Below are 18,159 nucleotides of genomic sequence, written 5' to 3'. Positions count from 1 at the left end.
ATCTCACTTTACCGCTCCATATAGCTTTTCTAACTCACGCTCAATTTGTTTCACATCAATCCGTTCAAATAGTGGTTGCACGCTATCAATTCTACTTGGCAACGTATGTTGAGGCTCCCAATTTCGGTTCACAATCGATAATGTGTTTCTAATTCTTTCACTTGAAAATGGTAAAAACGGTTCAAGGAGATTTGCGAAATTAGCGATGAGATACACACAGTTATAAATCGTTTCTTCGCATAAAACTGGATCATCCTTCCTTTGTTTCCAAGGCTGCCTCTCATCAAAGTATTTATTTGCAAAACGTACTGCATCAAATATTGATTCTAGCGCTACCTTAAATTTAGTTTGCTCAATCGCCTCTCCTACATGTTTATATAATCCTTCTACTTTATCTTTCAGCTCTACATCAATACTTCCCTTCGGCACGATACCACCATAATATTTTTCAATAAATTTTAATGTCCGGTTTACAAAGTTTCCGTATGCCCCTAACAATTCACTATTATGACTGTAAATAAATTCCCGCCATGAAAAGTCAGTATCACGATTTTCTGGTGCGTTGACGGTTAAAAAGTAACGAATAGAATCTGGATCATAGCGTTCTAATATGTCAGGCACCCATACCGCCCAGTTTTTACTTGTAGATAATTTTCTTTTTTCCACTGTTAAATATTCATTTGAAACGATATGACGAGGAATTGCCCCTTCTCCTATTCCAAGCAATACCGCTGGCCAAATGACGGAATGAAACGGAATATTATCCTTTCCGTGTACATAATATGTTTTCGCTTCGCTATCCCAAAACTCTTGATCATCTTCCCCTGTTTTTTCAGCCCAATGTTTACTCGCTGAATAATAGCCTGTCACTGCTTCAATCCATACGTAAATTTTCTTATCTTCATACCCTTCTACTGGAATTGGTACCCCAATTGGTAAATCACGTGATACAGCCCTATCTAGTAATCCTTCCTTTACATATCTCTCTGTTAGTTGAATCGCATTGTCGCGCCATGTTCCTGTTTGTTTGGCGTTTTCTACAGCCGTTTTGATTTGCTCCTGAAATGTATGCAATGCAAAATAGAAATGCTCTGTTTCCTGTACGGATGGTGTACTACCACATAACTTACATTTCTTTTCTAACAAATCGAGTGGATCTAAAATAGCTGAACACGCATCGCATTGATCTCCTCTTGCTGCTTCATGGCAATGCGGACATATCCCTTCCACATAACGATCAGGTAAAAATTGTGTACACGTTTCGCAATATGCTTGTTCCACTGTTTTTTTATAAATATGTCCCTCTTCTAATAAACGTAAAAAAACATTTTGAACCGTTTCATGATGGTGCTCACTATCTGTACGTGTATAGCAATCATACGTAAAACCAAGGCTACGGAAACATCGCTGAAACTCTTCATGATACTGATCAGCAATTTCCTTCGCCGTCACACCTTCTTGTTTTGCCCGAATTGCAATTGGTGTTCCATTACAATCACTTCCCGAAACATACAAAACATTCTCACCTTTTGCCCGATAATAACGTGCTAAAATATCTCCAGGTAACAAACTCGCAATATGTCCAAGATGTAACGAACCATTTGCATACGGCCAAGCGCCTCCAATAAAAATACTCATCTTACATTCCTCCTTTAAAATATAAAAAGCCCCGCCCTTATCTAAAAAAAGATAAGGGCGGGGCTGTATAAACAGTCGCGGTACCACCTTATTTCGCCAATTACTCACATAATTAGCCTTAACAAGTACGGAGCTATATGCTCTTATACTGTGGTTTTGATAACGAGTACCAACTCTCGTCGCCGCCTACTATTATCATTTGATAAGTTCAGGACGAAGCTCAAAGGCCATTGTTCAAATGAATATTCTTGCTTCTTCTCAGCTACCGAAGCTCTCTGGAAAGAATGTGTTCATCCTACTTTTCCTTTTCAACGCTTTTACGTATAACAAGTATTGTACGACTTAATTACAGAAAAATCAAACTTTTATCTAGAAAGAAAAGGAAATTCCATCCCCCTGCCGAATACCTATACGTTCACAAAAGGAGTGATATAATTGAATCAAAAACAACTAAGCACACGTAATGAAAAAAGCTGGAATGCAGCTGCTTATGAAGCTTGGACGAATCGTCACGGGGCACCAGCTGATTATGCGAAAAAAATCATAGAAGACCCTATGCGTGAGGTAGATCACTATTTACCTTACATACAATCTCCGAAAGGAAAACGTATTATTAATTTACTCGGGTCAAAAGGAAATAAAGCTGTTGCTCTCGCTCTTTTAGGAGCTGACGTAACAGTTGTTGATATTTCAGCAAGTAATGCAAAATATGCAAATGAACTTGCGGACGCAGCCGGTGTCTCTATCGAATATGTCGTTTCTGATGTATTACATGTGCAGCTCTCCGAATCATTTGATATCGTATTGCTGGAACTCGGTGTACTCCATTATTTTTTAGATTTAAAACCGCTCTTTCAAAAAATTGCTACTTTACTTAAAGAAGATGGAATGCTGATCCTTCGTGACTATCACCCTGTTTATACTAAATTATTAGGAGTCGACCACCCATCATTTCAGGCCAATGGAAATTATTTTGATAAAGAATTAATTGAAGAGGATGTTGCTTATAGCATCCTTCTTACAGAAGCGCAGAAAGAATCGTTACCTAAAACAACCATCCGCCGCTGGACGCTAGGAGAAATTGTTACAACACTTGCAGAAGAACATTTTAAAATTGAAAAACTAGTTGAAGAACACGGGCCTCATCAAAGATGGGTCTTCCCTTCTACTGCACCGGAAGGAATGGAAGAGCGTGTACCGGGTCTCTATACATTAATTGCGACATCATGCAAAAAAGGATCCCTTCACGGATAGGATCCTTTTTGCATGCTCACGCATATAAGTTGAGGTTGGAGATTACCATAATTCTGTAGAATAGGACACAAGATATTTCAACATTTCGTCTCTGACTTACGTCGTCAAAAAGGGGTATGACCAACATAACGAAGAGTAATGTCTTTAGTTGATACTGATAATCGTTATCAACTAATTAGAAGTATACATGATGTTATTTCAAATTACAATAGCATTTCTTATTTTTATTTATGAATTTTTTGATATGCAAATGTATACATTTTAAGAACATTTACTCATATGAATCTGCCATATTCCATTATCTGCTATAATTTTTATTGAACAGATTAATAACTTCATAATGATGTTTTTATTAATTCTGCTCTAAATATTTATAAATTATAATAAACAGTTTTTAAAAGGCAGGGGTAACGATGAAATATGTTAGTATTCGAAAAAAACTACTGTTCACACTCTTAAGCATTTCTTCTTTATTTAGCATTGCTCTTATTGTTATTCTTTCATTCGCTATGAGCCAAGCGAGCGAAATTGAAACGTTAAAAAATGATGTTTCCAAAAGAGCAACCATTTTAAAAGAACGTGGCGATTGGTTCCAAGCACAAGTTGCTGGTTTACAAGAATATTTACTGTCACATGATCAAAAAGGATTGGATAAATTCAACCGAGAAGGAAAAAAACTAGCTGATACGAGAGAAAAAGTAACCAGTGATAAAAAACTTTCGGAAGGAATGAAAGAAGCCATTTTAATGGGCGGAAAATGGCGAAGCGTCATAGATAATGAAGTCCTCCCTCTCGCTCGCGAAGGAAAATGGGACGAAGCATCTAAAATCGCTTTAGCTCAAACTGATTACGTAAACGACCTTTTAAGTCGTTTTACGAAATATGCAAATGAAGAAAATGATAAACGTGACGCATTAATTGCTGACGTAGAATCTTCTTCATCTCTTATTCAATATATTATTTTCTTCTCACTTATTACATGTACAATAACATCTATTTTATTAGCATGGTGGTTCTCTGGTAAGCTCGTTAAACCGATACGACAAATTGATGAGAAATTAAAAGAATTAGCTTCGCAAGATGGTGATTTAACTGCTAGATTGCATGTAACGAGTAAAGATGAAATCGGTGATATCGCCAATTCCTTTAATCAAATGCTCGCTAATTTACAACGTATAATAAAACAAGTGCAACAAACATCAACAAGTGTAAAAGAAGCATCTGAAAATGTGTTTATCGAAACAACTGCTTCTATGGAAAATACCGCCAAGACTGAAGAGACTATGAATGCTCTTGAGCATAATATTCGTTCACAAGTTTCCAGCATCGAAGAAAGTTCAACTGCAATGGACGATATGGCAACGAGTGTTCAGCGTATTGCAGAATCCGCCTCTTCTGTTGCTAGCCTAGCTGTTACAACATCAGAAAAAGCAGATAGTGGGAATAAAGTCATTGAGAAATCTATTACACAAATGCATACCATTAACGAAGCTGTTAACGCTACATCGCAAGTAGTAGAGCGACTCATTACACATACAAATCATATTGATACTGCTCTTCAATCCATTTCTAATATCGCAGAACAAACGAATTTACTCGCTTTAAATGCTTCTATTGAAGCCGCACGTGCTGGTGAACATGGAAAAGGCTTCGCTGTTGTTGCCGATGAAGTTCGAAAACTTGCTGAACAATCTCAGCTAGCAGCAACTGATATTAACCATTTACTTCATCAAATTCAAGCAGATACAAAAATAGCAAATGAAATGATGACGCAAGGTCAATCAGAGGCTTCTGAAGGCATTACAGTCATTCGTACTGCTGGATCTTCATTCTCAGAAATTGTTAACCACATTAACAAAGTTTCTACACAAATGCAGGAGGTGTCTGCAACTGCTGAAGAAATGGCCGCAAGTTCTGAAGAAATGAACGCAGCTTTAAATAACATCGCTTCTATTTCAAATGAGGTTGCCGCCGAAACATCACAAACAGCAACTTCAGCTGGTGACCAAGTAAACAAAATGAGTGTCGTCGCTAAAAAAGCATCTGAAATGAAAACGACTGTGCAAGAACTTGAAGTTCTCGTTTCTCATTTCAAGACAAACGTTTAAAGCAAAATTTTCATTTATACTTCTATGAGCTCCAAGGTTTTAAAAAGAGAGATTTACAGTCTCTCTTTTTCACTTTAAAATATTTCTTTCTATCTCCCATTCCGTCTGCTATAATTCCTAAAGGAAAGAAGAAAGCTTTGTTCCATCTGGAGTAAAGCTTTCTTTCAATTTTTTAAATTTATTAATTCTAATACTAAGATTTCACAAAGGAGGCTTTTTATCATATGAATTTTATTAGCATTCGAAAAAAACTAATGTTTATGATGGGAACGATTTGCGCTTTATTTGGCATCGCCTTAGCTTTTATTTTATTTTATTTTTTACCATGGATCAATCTCGTCAAACTGAAGCATTACAAAAAGAAATCTCTCCTCTTGCAACACAATTAAAAGAGCGCGGAGATGCTTATCAAGTACAGCTCTCTGCTTTAAGAGGTTATTTATTACAACATGATCAGGTCGAATTAGACAAATTTAACTCGATGAGTAAACTTCTTGAAGATAAGAAAGAGCAACTTCTTTCAAATCCTAACCTTTCTGAATCTGTAAAAAATACAATGGAATCAGGATCCACTTGGAGAAAATTCATTGAAGAGAAAGTTTTCCCTCTTGCAAAAGAACAAAAGTGGGAAGAGGCACTACAAGTAGCTTATGCAGAAAATAATACTGTATATAAAGTAATTGGTGACTTCACAAATTACAGTAATGAACAGGCTAAATTACGTGATCAATCTATTAAAAAAATTGATCAATCTTCACTACAAATTGAATATGTTGTCTTCTTATCACTTATTATTTGCATTATCGTAGCTATTACTCTTGCATGGTGGTTCTCTGGTAAACTTGTAAAACCAATTCAACAAATTGATAGTAAACTAAAAGAATTATCATCTCAAGAAGGTGACTTAACAGCCCGCCTACAAGTAAACAGTAATGATGAAATTGGTACGATCGCAACATCATTTAATAAAATGTTAGAAAACCTACAACATATCATTAATCGTGTTCAAAAAACATCTGTAGAAGTACAAAACGCTTCTGAAAACATGCTAGAAAAGACGAATATATCACGCGAGGCAACGATAAAAGTTCAAAGCACAATGTCCAACTTAAATGAGAGTATTCAATCACAAGCCGCTAGCATGGAAGAAAGCTCAACTGCAATGGACGATATGGCAGTAAGTGTTCAGCGCATTGCTGAATCTGCCACATCTGTAACTGAACTTGCTGTAGCTACATCTGAACAAGCTAACGATGGAAATACTGTTATTCAAAAATCTGTTTCACAAATGACAACGATACACGACGCTGTAAATGCTACGTCAGAAGTGGTCGAACGTCTAATCACCCACACGAAGTATATTGATACAGCTGTACAATCTATTTCTAATATCGCGGAACAAACAAACTTACTTGCTTTAAATGCATCTATCGAAGCAGCTCGTGCTGGCGAACAAGGAAAAGGCTTCGCTGTCGTAGCTGACGAAGTTAGAAAACTTGCTGAACAATCTAAAACTGCTGCAACAGATATTAACCAATTACTACATCAAATTCAACAAGACACTGAAACTGCGAGCTCTATGATGTCACAAGGCCGTTCGGAAGCATCTGAAGGCATTCATGTCATTCGTGAAGCTGGAAATTCCTTCACAACAATTGTAGAACAAGTAAACAAAGTATCTACTCAAATGCAAGACATCTCAGCAACTGCTGAAGAAATGGCTGCAAGTGCTGAAGAAATGAACGCTTCACTGAATAACATCGCTTCTATTTCGACTGAAGTATCTAGTGAAACAGCGGCAACAGCACAATCTGCTGAGAAAAAAGTCGTTACGATGAATGAGATGACACAAACAGCTAAACAAATGAAACAAACAGTTGAAGAATTAGATCAACTCGTATCACATTTTAAAACTGAATAGCCATTCCAAAGATATTCCTCTTCCAAGAGGAATATTTTTTTGAGCTCATTTCCTGCACTTTATACATATATCCGTTATAATGAGAATCGATATCATTAATATGTAGGGGGTGCTACACATGTCACAACAAGCATTTGAAGAAAAGCTATATGCAAACTTAGAAGCTGTTATTGACCCTGAACTCGGTGTTGATATTATTAATCTTGGATTAGTTTATGACGTTACAGCAGATGAAAATAATAATGCTGTCATTACGATGACTATGACTTCTATCGGTTGTCCAATGGCTGGGCAAATTGTATCAGACGTAAAAAAAGTATTATCAACGAACGTACCTGAAGTCAATGAAATAGAAGTAAATGTCGTATGGAATCCGCCCTGGTCTAAAGAACGTATGTCACGTATGGCGAAAATCGCATTAGGTATTCGCGACTAAATACAGAAAGACCTGACATCCTAGTCAGGTCTTTTTCTCTTATTATTTTACGCCTACTGCATCATAAGCTTTCGTTACAGCTTGTACAGCTTTAGAGTTTTTACCATATAAATCTTCAGCTGACTGAAGTGCTGCTTGGCGCATCATCTTAAAGTCAGAGTTTGCAGTTAAATATTTCGTAAGAGCACGGTAATAAATTTTTTCTGTCGCTTCACGGCCTACTCCTGTTACTTTCACGCCGTAATGCTCCCCGCCTTCAGATACTAAGTATGCAGCTTTATTGTTAATACTACTGTTAATATGAACGCCGCCGTTATCAGCTGTTCCAGTGTAGCGTTTATTATAATGATCTGGGTAACCTTCACCTGGTTTTAATGGATTTGGAATAGACGCTGGATCTTTTAGAGAACGAAGTGCATCACCAGGTTTTCCAGGTGTATAAATGTCAGCACCTAAATCCCAGCTCTTCTTCTCAACCATGACACCCATAATATCAGATAACGATTCATTTAACGCACCTGACTCATTTTTATAAACAAGATTTGCTGTATGTTCCGTTACAGCATGCGTTAATTCGTGACCGATAACATCTAGTCCAGCAGATAATGGAATGAATGTTTTTCCATCGCCATCACCATACATCATTTGTACACCATTCCAAGCTGCGTTATTCCAGCTTTCTCCAACGTGAACAGTCGAAATAAGCTTCGCGCCTTTATCATCGAAAGAGTTACGATTAAATGTCTTTTTGTAGTAATCATATACTTTTCCTGCGTTTACATGCGCATCAACTGCAGCTTTATCTTCGAAGAACTTAGATTTACTTTCAACTTCTTCTCCTGTATATCCAAGCCATTGTGAGAATAAATTAAACAAGTTTTCATCCATATTTTCTGCATCAAACGTATGGATACCTTGTCCTCGTTTACCATCAAACAAGTTGAATTGTCCTGTTTTCTCATCTTGAGCAATTTCAAATGATTGTCTAGCTCCTAGTACTCCGTAACCAAATCCTGTAATGTGATCTACAGCGTTATATTTCTCAATCACATTTCCATTCGTTGCATCAACAAAGTAATGCCAATACCCTGGAGCTGGCTTTGAAATCGACGCTTTCACTAAGTATGCAAGATAGTAATTCCCATCTTTTTCATACACATATAAATCTTTTTTCACACCGTCATAATTCTTTACTTTACCAACTTCTTTTTCAATATCTGCCTTTGCAATTGTTTCTGCTTGCTCCGCACTAATCTTTGCAAATGCAGGAATATTTTTATCCTCTAAATTCGGAATAACTTGTCCGAAGAATGCTTTTACATTATTCTCTTTATCTAGTGTAACTGTTTGATCTGAACCGTACACAGGAATGTTATTATGTTTCTCAACTAGCTTCACGTGTGTTGTACCGGATTCAGCATCTTTTTCTTCCCCAACGACATTAAAGTGTTTATCAATATTTCCTGCTAATTTGAACATATCTTTCTTACTCTCTAAATATTGAAAGACCGTTTCTTTTTTATCTAGTCCTTCCGGTGCTTTCCATTCTTCACCTATGTATGCAGGCGTTTTAAATTCTTGATGGTATTGAATTTTTTGTTCTTCCGCTTTCGTTGTCGTTGCTCCAAATGTTCCAAATCCCCCGGCGATAACAGTTAACGCTAATGCTGATGAAATGACTTGCTTTTTCACTATAACATTCCCCATTCCCTAAAGATTTTTGACACTTTTATACAGTTCTTGGTTTTCAAGCGGATACCTTTACCTAAAATTTGAGAAAGTTTTTTCTGACAATTCCACTCAAAAAAAGAGGATATCCCATCGGACGTCCTCTTTTTTATAAACATTTTATTGCTTTTTCAATTCAATTGCTAAATAGTGTGATTGCTCTTTCGCTTCAATATGAATATCTTCTTCAATCGCTTCTGCTGCATCACGCATAACAAGTGTCTCACCATTGATTACACTACTACCTTCAATTTGTACAACATACAATTGACGGCCTTCTTTCACTGGAAAATGAATTTCTTTTCCTGCTTCTAACGATAAAGAATATAAATTCGCATCTTGATGAATTTGAATTGGTGCCCCGCCTTCTACTTGAGATACCATATGAAACCATTCATTTTCACGCTTGCTCCAATCAAATTTAAACTCACCATAGTTTGGCTTATGATCCTCACGGTCTGGTAAAATCCAAATTTGTAATAAACGTAATGTTTCATTTCCTAAATTATGCTCACTATGAAATACACCTGTGCCAGCACTCATATATTGAACATGTCCACGCTCAATTGTTCCGCGGTTCCCCATGCTATCTTCATGTGTTAAAGCACCGTCTACAACGTACGAAATGATTTCCATATCGCGGTGTGGATGCATATCAAAACCAGTTTGCGGTGCTACTAAGTCATCATTAATTACACGTAATGCACCAAAGTTCATGTTATTAGGATTATAGTAATTGGCAAAGGAAAAATGAAAATGTGTATTTAACCAACCGTGATTTGCTCTTCCCATATTTTTATGATCAACTTTTCTAAACATACCGTTCACCTCATATTATCTCGAATTCAAGATTTATTTTAAAATTTTTCTCACTGTAACTTTTTTAGTAATTGTAATAATTGATGTTGTTCTTCTACATTTAAATTTTGAAACTGCTCCGCTTGGAATGTTTCTTGAGGCGGGACGATTTCTTCATATAAAGCTCTTCCCTTTTCTGTTAATGAAATATATTTTGTAGTACCTTCTTGTTCACGACGAATCCACTCGAGCTGCTCCATTTTATTTAAAAGCTGCGTAATATTTCCCTTCGTAACAAATAGCTTATTTCCAAGCTCTTGCTGCGTTAAACGATCATGCCCTCCAACTTGAGCTAGTACATCAAACTGAGCGGCAGATACATTCCATTCTTTCAAATGCTGATTCGTCTCACGAATACTTTTGTTATAAAAACGTGATAAACGAAACCATAGGAGTAAACCTAGTCTATCTTCTGTTTTCATTTCATCACCTCGCTCGTTTCATACCATTAGTTTAGAACTAAACTTTATAAAAGTCAATTACTTATTTTTAGTAAGAAACAAAGAAAGCACAGCGTCATTTCTCCACTATGCTTTACATTAACTTTCTATTTTTATATTCATCTAACTTCCTCTCCGCGAACTTTCTCGCATCTTTCTCAATCCATCTATCTTCGTACAATTCACTTCCCACATATAATACTTCGCTCTTATGCTGCATTGCATGACGAAATTCATGCAGTAGTGTTTTAAGGACTTGCTCATACTCTTCCCACATACAAACAAAAATTAATTGTTTTTCTTTATGATAAAAACCACCTACCGGGAATAAAAATTCCTCTTCTTCTTCTCCTAATGATAAAAGGACATGATTCGCATCACACGTATCACAAAAAATAACCGGTGTTTTACATACTTCAATCAGTGAAAATAAATCGTCTCTAAGCCTTTTGACATCCCAAGGAAGCTCCGAATCCAACACATACCAATTCTCCACCTGTTGATATACATTTTGAAACTGGAGTTCCATTTCTCTTTATTCCCCTTTCCAAGCATCCTTTTTCTATATGTATGCCACAATATGGTAAATATTAAACGTATTCTTTCATCCTTGAAAAAATGCCAATCAAAAAGGAATCTATATCGACATAGATTCCTTTTCCGCAATCAATTTTTCATACATATCTTTTACTTTCATTTTTTTAATTTAGTTAGTCTTCGTATCCCACTTAAAGACTTTATTTAAAAATTTATATACATTCTTTGACTCTTTCGTCAGAAGTGGACCTAAGATAGATAGTATAAGCACGTATAGTGCTGAAAATGGCTTCAAGACTGACATTAAACCACCCGCGATACCAATATTGGCCATAATGATGGAGAATTCTCCTCTTGAAACGATTGTTAATCCAATATTTGTTGATGCTTTATGAGATAATCCAGCTTGTCTCCCAGCAATCATCCCTGCTATAAAGTTTCCGATGATTGTAAGAAGGACAGCACCTAACGTTAACCATATCGCTCCGCCCAGTGAGAACGGATCAATGCTTAATCCGAAACTGAAGAAGAAAATAGCTCCGAAAAAGTCTCTAAATGGAACAACGAGATGTTCAATTCTGTCACTATGCTCTGTCTCAGAGAAAACTAACCCTAAAAGAAGTGCTCCAATTGCTTCAGCAACGTGAATTGTTTCCGAGAATCCTGCAATAAAGAATAATGAAGCAAATACTACAATAATGAAAATTTCATCTGAACTAATATTGAGCAATTTATTTAATAACGGCGTCGCCTTTCTAGCTACAATAAAGAATAGAAGCATATATCCTAAAGCAATTCCGATTGAAGTAAGGGCACCTAAGAATGAAGCGTGATCCCCTAGAACTAATCCAGAAACGACTGATAAATATACAGCCAGGAATATATCTTCGAACATGATAATTCCTAAAATTAATTCGGTCTCATTATTACCAGTTCTTCTTAAATCCACTAACACCTTTGCAACGATAGCACTAGAAGAAATCGTAATAATCCCCGCAATAATTAAGATTTCTAGTAAAGGGAATCCCATTATAAATCCGTATAATAACCCAAGTGAAAAGTTAATTAAAATATAGATCGTTCCACCAATCGCAATAGAACGTCCAGATTTAATTAGTTTTTTCATTGAAAACTCTAGTCCTAGATAGAACAGAAGAAACAGAACGCCAATCCGTCCAAGAAACGAAATTACATTTGCACTTTCAATAAATTTGAAATCGATCACACCTATTGTCGGCGCATGTGGTCCCACTAGCATCCCAAGAACAATTAGAAACGGAATGACTGAGAATTTAAACTTTCCAGCAATTACTGCCGCAATTGCAACTAATACTAACGCTGTACCAACTTCAAAAATTAACGTATCCATCTAGTCAGTCCCCCTATTCGAAAGTAACTCATTAATAATTTTTTTAATTTCTTCTCTCTCGCCTGAAACTACAAGCATATCGCCTTCTTCAATTACCGTGTCTGGTCCTGGATTAAATAGCTTTTTCATATTCTTTTTCATAACTGCAATAATCGTTACGCTATATGTTTTTCTTATTTCCAGATCGCCGATTGTTTTTCCGATTGCTGGCGCAGCATTCTCTACTTTAAACCACTCAATCGCTAAACCTTCAAAGACCATTTCAACATTTTCTAATGCTCTAGGTTTATACACCATTCCACCTAATATTGCTGCAATTTGTCTTGCCTCTGAGTCGCGTAATGAAATACTTGAGATACTTTCTTCATGGTCTGAATCAAAATGATACATTTCTCTACGTCCGTCATCATGAATAACAATTACCATCTTTTCATTACCTTTCGTAACGATTTGAAATTTATAGCCAATACCCGGAAGTTCACTTTCTCTAATATTCATCTTTAGCTCCTCCTCGAATTTTATTTAAATTTTCTGTTTTTCTATCTTTTGTTCATCCAATCCATTTTAGAAATTCTAACCATTCAGGATACCTGTGATTTGGAAATCTTTTATTGTAATAATAAGTGGCTCCTAAAAAGATACTAAAAGATGTAATGATAAAACATATATTACTTCTCATTTTCAAACTCTCAAGGCTTACTTTCCATAAAGATTCTTCTTTCAAATCATCCCCTCTTTCTCGCTTTACATTTAGTTTTTTAAAATGTAAATAATTCTAAAAATATTATCATGTAACATAATCATAACACAAAATAGATTTAAGTAACATGATTTTTTAGAAAAATTGATTCTCGTATATTTTTTGCATATAATTTTCTTATTACGGAAAAAAGGAAGTGTATTATATGGTTGATATCTTTAGCAGATTCCTTGAGGTAACGAATAATATTTTATGGTCATATATTCTTATTGCAATGCTAATCGGCTTCGGTCTTTATTTCTCTTTTAAATTAAAATTTGTCCAAATTACTCATTTCGGTGAGATGGTCGGTTTAATTAGTAAAGGATTTAATCGAAAAGAAAAAAAGAAAGATAGCATCTCCCCGTTCCAAGCATTTTGCTTAAGTGCAGCTGCACGTATCGGTATCGGAAACTTAGCTGGTGTAGCATTAGCTATCTCAATGGGCGGACCTGGCGCAGTATTTTGGATGTGGTTTATCGCTATCCTTGGAGCAGCTACTAGTTTCGTAGAATGTACGCTCGCGCAAATTTATAAAGTAAAAGATGGAAGCAGATTCCGTGGTGGCCCAGCATATTATATGGAAAAAGGATTAAACAAACGCTGGATGGGTGTTTGGTTCTCACTTCTTATTACAGTTGCGTACGGATTAATTTTCAACTCTGTACAAGCAAACACAGTAACAATAGCATTTGAAAATGCTTTTGGACTAGAGCGAACGATCGTAGGAGCTCTATTAGCTTTATTAGTTGCAGTTATTATTTTCGGTGGTATTAAGAGCATTTCACGTATTACGGAAATGATTGTTCCTCCAATGGCAATCATTTATATTGGTGTGGCTATTTTTGTTGTTATTAACAACTTTACTATGTTACCAAGCATTTTTATGGAAATATTTAATGGCGCATTCGGTTTAGACCAAGCCATCGCTGGTGGTATTGGAGCAGCAATTAAATTCGGAATTCAGCGCGGTCTATTCGCAACAGAAGCAGGTATGGGTAGCTCCCCTAACGCAGCCGCAACATCAGATGTATCTCACCCTGTCAAACAAGGACTTGTTCAAGCGTTAGGTGTTTTCGTAGACACATTCTTAGTATGTACATCAACAGCATTTATCGTATTATGCTCTGGACTTTACAAAGGAACAAATTTACAGGGTATTGAATTAACACAAAATGCATTAAGTTCACAAATCGGACCATGGGCAAGCACTTTCTTAGCAATTATTATTTTCCTATTCGCGTTCAGTTCTTTACTAGGAAACTACTATTATGGTGAAACAAACATCGCATTTATTAAAGAAAGCAAAACTTGGTTAATGATTTATCGCGTTGCAGTTGTCGGAATGGTATTCTTCGGATCAATCGCTGCCCTTCAAACAGTTTGGAGCTTAGCTGATTTATTCATGGGACTAATGGTATTGACAAACTTAATTGCCATCTCATTCCTAAGCAAATTCGCCTACGCAGCATTAGTAGACTATATGAAGCAAAAGAAACAAGGAAAAGATCCTGTTTTCGTTGCAAGCTCTATCCCTGGCTTACAAAATACAGAGTGCTGGGATGGACAGGATGTAGAAGAGAATAAAAAAGCTGTATAACAACTAAACGGTGAAGCGGCTCGTTCAGAACAAGAGCTATATATCAAACAAAATCCCTATTACTCTACAGTAATAGGGATTTTTATTTACACAGTTCATAATTTGTTCAAATTAATTCCAGCAAAAGGGTTGATTTATACGAATTACTAGATTATAATAATTATAAATTAGTAATTGATATCACATAACAACTCAAAAGGAGATTGATCATAATGAACAAACAAGTAATCGAAGTATTAAACAAACAAGTAGCAGACTGGAGCGTTTTATTCACAAAACTACACAACTTCCATTGGTACGTAAAAGGACCTCAATTCTTCACATTACATGAGAAATTCGAAGAACTTTACACAGAATCAGCTACTCACATCGATGAAATTGCAGAACGTATTTTAGCAATTGGTGGCAAACCAGTAGCAACAATGAAAGAGTACCTAGAAATATCTTCTATTCAAGAAGCAGCATACGGAGAAACTGCAGAAGGGATGGTCGAAGCAATCATGAAAGACTACGAAATGATGCTAGTCGAACTGAAAAAAGGCATGGAAATCGCTCAAAACTCTGACGACGAAATGACATCTGACCTACTACTAGGCATCTACACAGAACTAGAAAAACACGCTTGGATGCTACGTGCGTTCTTGAATCAGTAATAGACTTTAAAGCGGAAGCGGCTTGCTCAGAATCGCAGGGCACTTCAAGCTCTCTTGCTTGAAGCGCTTTTTGCTTCGAGCAAGAGAGCGAAATGACCGGAGATTCTAGCTGCTGGAGCTGGATATTACTTAAAAGCGGAAGCGGCTCGTTCAGAGTCGCTTTTTTCTATGGAATGGTCGCGCGTGCTGGTACATGAAATTTATATCAACGATTTTCTCTATATATCGACGATTTTTCAAATATATCAACGATTTTTTCATTATATCGACGATTCGACATAGGATATCGACTTACCGACAAATCACGACAATATTAGCACCTCCCTATCCCCTACTTTCATCAATATATTACAATCTCTTTTATGTTAAAATATAGTAACATAGATTCAAAAAAAGCTTTTCCATATTCATCATTTACTACTTAAATGGCGGGAGTGGTTCAGTTGAAAGACTACTTAATTAGAGCATTTTTTGCATTAATAACAGTTGGGATTGTCTTACTTATAGCTAATATTTTCAACATACGTATCGAGGTGAAAGACTACGCTTTCCTCGTTGTAGTAGCAATTGGTGGCGGCTGGGGTGGCTGGTACTTGTATAAAAAACAAAGTAATCAAAATGATAAAGGCATTCCAAAGTAATACGGAATGCCTCCTTTTTATTTCCACCTATAATAAATAATGAAATTCAAACCGCTAATACAAACTATCCCAATAAACATATCAAACGACACCGAATCTCCACCTAAATTATACTCATCAACAATAAACCCAGACATAAACAACGTGATCGCCGAAACACCAACACACAATATCGAAATAAACCAAAGCGAAAACGCATTAATCAGTTCTTTCTTCTGTATTGAAACAATTAGCATAACAAGAATAGATGCTGCTAAAATACATTTAAAAACCGGCCTTAAAAACACGAATTCTTCCATCTATTTCTCCTTTTCCCAAAACATTACACCTTAACATTAACATATTTAACCAAATTAAAAACACATGTCTTTTGAAGATAAAATGACATGTGTTTCCAAAAATCTCTATACAATTGTATTATAATAATTGCTTCCACTTCGTTCCTAAAACAGGACGCTCGTAATTCTGTATTTCATGAATTAATTTATCGGCTGTCTCAGCTGAAACGATTAACTCTTTATTTGATGGATTCATGAATCCTTCTTCTGCTGCACGTTCAACCATTTGCAGAATTGGTCCATAAAAATCTTTTATGTTCAATAAACCAACTGGCTTATTATGTATACCAATTTGTGACCAACATACTGCTTCAAATAGCTCTTCAAACGTTCCATATCCGCCTGGTAGTGCAATAAAAGCATCCGCAAGCTCTGCCATTTTCGCTTTACGTTCATGCATCGTTTCTACTTCAATTAATTCTGTTAACCCTGTATGAACGATCTCTCCTCGGAATAGACCGCGCGGCATAACACCTGTTACACGACCACCTAAGCGAAGAACTTCGTTTGCTACTTCTCCCATTAATCCGACGCAAGAACCACCGTATACAAGCTCATAATCATTCTCAACAAACATTTTACCTAATTCAATTGCCTGCTCTTTGAACTCTGGTCTCTCCCCTAAATTGGAACCTGCAAACACACAAATCTTTCTCATCCTTACACCCCAAAACTATATATTGTTATGATACAATGAACATTGTACAACATATTGAGGGGATGAGAAAGAAATGGATATTGTCGCATTTGAAAGATGGGTTGAGGAATTTTACGAAAAACGAAGCTGGTCACAGTATAATGCCTTTATTCGGTTAAATTTCTTAACAGAGGAAGTTGGGGAAGTTTCACGCGTTGTTCGCGCAATCGAAATCGGTCGGGATCGTCCTGATGAAAACGTGAAAACAGAAGAAGAGCTAAAACAAGAACTAAAAGAAGAACTTGGTGATGTACTATCTAATCTTATTATTCTTTCGCAAAAATATGATTTGGACTTACAAGACATTATGGACGCACACGTCACAAAGCTTTCGAAAAGGTTCGAGACATCTAAATGAGAATATTATCAATTATGGTATAATATTCTTGTCACAATACTAAGGGGGATTTTATGTTATCAAAAAAATTGCACGACGCACTAAACGATCAAATGAACTTTGAATTTTACTCTGCCCACGCTTATATGGCAATGGCTGCTTACTGTACGGCGGAGAGCTATGATGGATTCGCTAACTTTTTCCTTGTACAAGCTGAAGAAGAACGTTTCCACGCAATGAAGCTTTACAACTACATTAATGACCGCGGTGAGCGCGCTATTATTACTGGATTTGATAATCCAAATAACGAATATGACTCTGTACTGAACGCTTTTGAAGTGGCACTTGAGCACGAGCGTGAAGTAACGAAACGTATTTACAACCTATCTGATATCGCCTGGGATGAGCGTGAACACGCAACAATTACATTCTTAAAATGGTTCGTCGATGAGCAAGTAGAAGAAGAAGCTTCATTCGATAGCATCATCCAAAAATTAAAACGTATTACAAGCGATTCAAACGCATTATTTATGCTAGATGCTGAATTAGAGAAACGTACATTTACGCCTCCAGCTGAGTAGTATTTCAATCACCTTAATGAATGGATTAAGGTGATTTTTTTATTTCTTCTCTAAGTTGAATAACCCTCGCCACATCCTTTTTATAGAGCCCAGAAACCTTTTCAACAAAGTCACTATGAGTAAAAGTTCCATCTCCTTCTTCTACTATGCTCAAATATCCATGTATCAATTTCAAAAACGCTCTAGCATCTTCTCCAGTTAAACGATTAATGTTATCTATAACCTCATCAAATTCCTTTAAACTATTCTGTTCTTTCACCCTAATTCCCCCTCTCCACACTATT

At 36.3% G+C, this 18,159-nt stretch carries 19 protein-coding genes and 1 other annotated feature; of the genes, 9 read left to right on the top strand and 10 right to left on the bottom strand.

From position 1 onward, the window contains the following. Nucleotides 1–3 precede the first annotated feature (3 nt). Nucleotides 4–1,638, bottom strand: a complete 1,635-nt coding sequence (metG, locus tag QCI47_RS02190; protein ID WP_242277737.1) for a methionine--tRNA ligase — start codon at nt 1,636–1,638, stop codon at nt 4–6. 50 nt (nt 1,639–1,688) lie between these two features. Then, nucleotides 1,689–1,959, bottom strand: a binding site (T-box leader). Nucleotides 1,960–2,073: 114 nt separating this feature from the next. Between metG and QCI47_RS02185 the strand changes: the two genes are divergently transcribed. The 4 genes from QCI47_RS02185 (at nt 2,074) to QCI47_RS02170 (ending at nt 7,357) form a co-directional block, all read left to right on the top strand. Then, entirely contained in the window at nt 2,074–2,892 is an 819-nt protein-coding gene (locus tag QCI47_RS02185; RefSeq protein WP_309422176.1) for a class I SAM-dependent methyltransferase, read from the top strand. Between the two features lie 413 nt (nt 2,893–3,305). Then, nucleotides 3,306–5,000 carry a methyl-accepting chemotaxis protein gene (locus QCI47_RS02180; RefSeq protein WP_309422174.1) on the top strand — a complete coding sequence of 565 codons (1,695 nt, stop codon included), beginning with the start codon at nt 3,306–3,308 and terminating at the stop codon, nt 4,998–5,000. A gap of 481 nt (nt 5,001–5,481) precedes the next feature. Then, nucleotides 5,482–6,921, top strand: a complete 1,440-nt coding sequence (locus tag QCI47_RS02175) for a methyl-accepting chemotaxis protein (RefSeq protein ID WP_483299108.1) — start codon at nt 5,482–5,484, stop codon at nt 6,919–6,921. Between the two features lie 118 nt (nt 6,922–7,039). Further along, a complete protein-coding gene (locus QCI47_RS02170; protein WP_000082521.1) occupies nt 7,040–7,357 on the top strand; it encodes a metal-sulfur cluster assembly factor in 318 nt (105 codons plus the stop codon). A 42-nt stretch (nt 7,358–7,399) separates the two neighbouring features. Here the strand turns inward: QCI47_RS02170 and nprB are convergent, their stop codons facing one another. The 6 genes from nprB to QCI47_RS02140 all read right to left on the bottom strand — a co-directional run bounded on the left by nprB (nt 7,400) and on the right by QCI47_RS02140 (nt 12,787). Beyond that, on the bottom strand, nt 7,400–9,049 hold the full coding sequence (gene nprB / locus QCI47_RS02165) for a neutral protease NprB (RefSeq protein WP_061131781.1): 1,650 nt from the start codon (nt 9,047–9,049) through the stop codon (nt 7,400–7,402). Nucleotides 9,050–9,205: 156 nt separating this feature from the next. Further along, nucleotides 9,206–9,904, bottom strand: a complete 699-nt coding sequence (locus tag QCI47_RS02160; protein ID WP_061185440.1) for a pirin family protein — start codon at nt 9,902–9,904, stop codon at nt 9,206–9,208. Between the two features lie 50 nt (nt 9,905–9,954). After that, the gene (locus QCI47_RS02155; RefSeq protein ID WP_000845457.1) at nt 9,955–10,365 is read right to left on the bottom strand and encodes a MarR family winged helix-turn-helix transcriptional regulator; all 411 of its coding nucleotides are present in this window, start codon (nt 10,363–10,365) and stop codon (nt 9,955–9,957) included. A gap of 112 nt (nt 10,366–10,477) precedes the next feature. Next, nucleotides 10,478–10,912, bottom strand: a complete 435-nt coding sequence (locus QCI47_RS02150) for a DUF3920 family protein (protein WP_000422825.1) — start codon at nt 10,910–10,912, stop codon at nt 10,478–10,480. A gap of 177 nt (nt 10,913–11,089) precedes the next feature. Next, nucleotides 11,090–12,289, bottom strand: coding sequence for a cation:proton antiporter (locus tag QCI47_RS02145; protein ID WP_000380208.1), 1,200 nt, complete (start codon nt 12,287–12,289; stop codon nt 11,090–11,092). Continuing rightward, nucleotides 12,290–12,787: a cation:proton antiporter regulatory subunit gene (locus QCI47_RS02140; RefSeq protein WP_001026068.1), complete on the bottom strand. Its 498-nt coding sequence runs from the start codon at nt 12,785–12,787 to the stop codon at nt 12,290–12,292. Nucleotides 12,788–13,194: 407 nt separating this feature from the next. On the opposite strand from QCI47_RS02140, the gene QCI47_RS02135 reads away from it, so the two are divergent. From QCI47_RS02135 to QCI47_RS02125, 3 genes are all read left to right on the top strand, one after another. Continuing rightward, nucleotides 13,195–14,628, top strand: a complete 1,434-nt coding sequence (locus QCI47_RS02135) for an alanine/glycine:cation symporter family protein (RefSeq protein ID WP_000227570.1) — start codon at nt 13,195–13,197, stop codon at nt 14,626–14,628. A 212-nt stretch (nt 14,629–14,840) separates the two neighbouring features. Next, complete coding sequence (locus QCI47_RS02130) at nt 14,841–15,281, top strand: Dps family protein (RefSeq protein WP_001041890.1); 441 nt, start codon at nt 14,841–14,843, stop codon at nt 15,279–15,281. A gap of 443 nt (nt 15,282–15,724) precedes the next feature. Beyond that, the gene (locus QCI47_RS02125; protein WP_000656322.1) at nt 15,725–15,922 is read left to right on the top strand and encodes a hypothetical protein; all 198 of its coding nucleotides are present in this window, start codon (nt 15,725–15,727) and stop codon (nt 15,920–15,922) included. A 17-nt stretch (nt 15,923–15,939) separates the two neighbouring features. On the opposite strand, the gene QCI47_RS02120 is transcribed toward QCI47_RS02125, so the two are convergent. Next, nucleotides 15,940–16,221, bottom strand: a complete 282-nt coding sequence (locus tag QCI47_RS02120) for a hypothetical protein (protein ID WP_309422171.1) — start codon at nt 16,219–16,221, stop codon at nt 15,940–15,942. Nucleotides 16,222–16,339: 118 nt separating this feature from the next. Beyond that, a complete protein-coding gene (locus QCI47_RS02115) occupies nt 16,340–16,918 on the bottom strand; it encodes an LOG family protein (RefSeq protein ID WP_001225737.1) in 579 nt (192 codons plus the stop codon). 73 nt (nt 16,919–16,991) lie between these two features. Here QCI47_RS02115 and QCI47_RS02110 point away from each other — a divergent pair, with 73 nt between their 5' ends. Both QCI47_RS02110 and QCI47_RS02105 read left to right on the top strand, forming a co-directional pair. Then, nucleotides 16,992–17,315: a MazG nucleotide pyrophosphohydrolase domain-containing protein gene (locus QCI47_RS02110; protein ID WP_000355737.1), complete on the top strand. Its 324-nt coding sequence runs from the start codon at nt 16,992–16,994 to the stop codon at nt 17,313–17,315. 53 nt (nt 17,316–17,368) lie between these two features. Next, a complete protein-coding gene (locus QCI47_RS02105; RefSeq protein WP_000949389.1) occupies nt 17,369–17,875 on the top strand; it encodes a ferritin in 507 nt (168 codons plus the stop codon). A gap of 25 nt (nt 17,876–17,900) precedes the next feature. Here QCI47_RS02105 and QCI47_RS02100 read toward each other — a convergent pair whose 3' ends face one another. After that, nucleotides 17,901–18,134: a hypothetical protein gene (locus QCI47_RS02100; RefSeq protein ID WP_000664136.1), complete on the bottom strand. Its 234-nt coding sequence runs from the start codon at nt 18,132–18,134 to the stop codon at nt 17,901–17,903. Nucleotides 18,135–18,159: the final 25 nt, after the last annotated feature.

Origin of the sequence: Bacillus cereus group sp. RP29, from assembly GCF_040459765.1 — a bacterium.
In the GTDB taxonomy this organism is placed as follows: Bacteria; Bacillota; Bacilli; order Bacillales; family Bacillaceae_G; genus Bacillus_A; species Bacillus_A paranthracis.
This window is presented reverse-complemented; position numbering and strand designations above follow the sequence as displayed.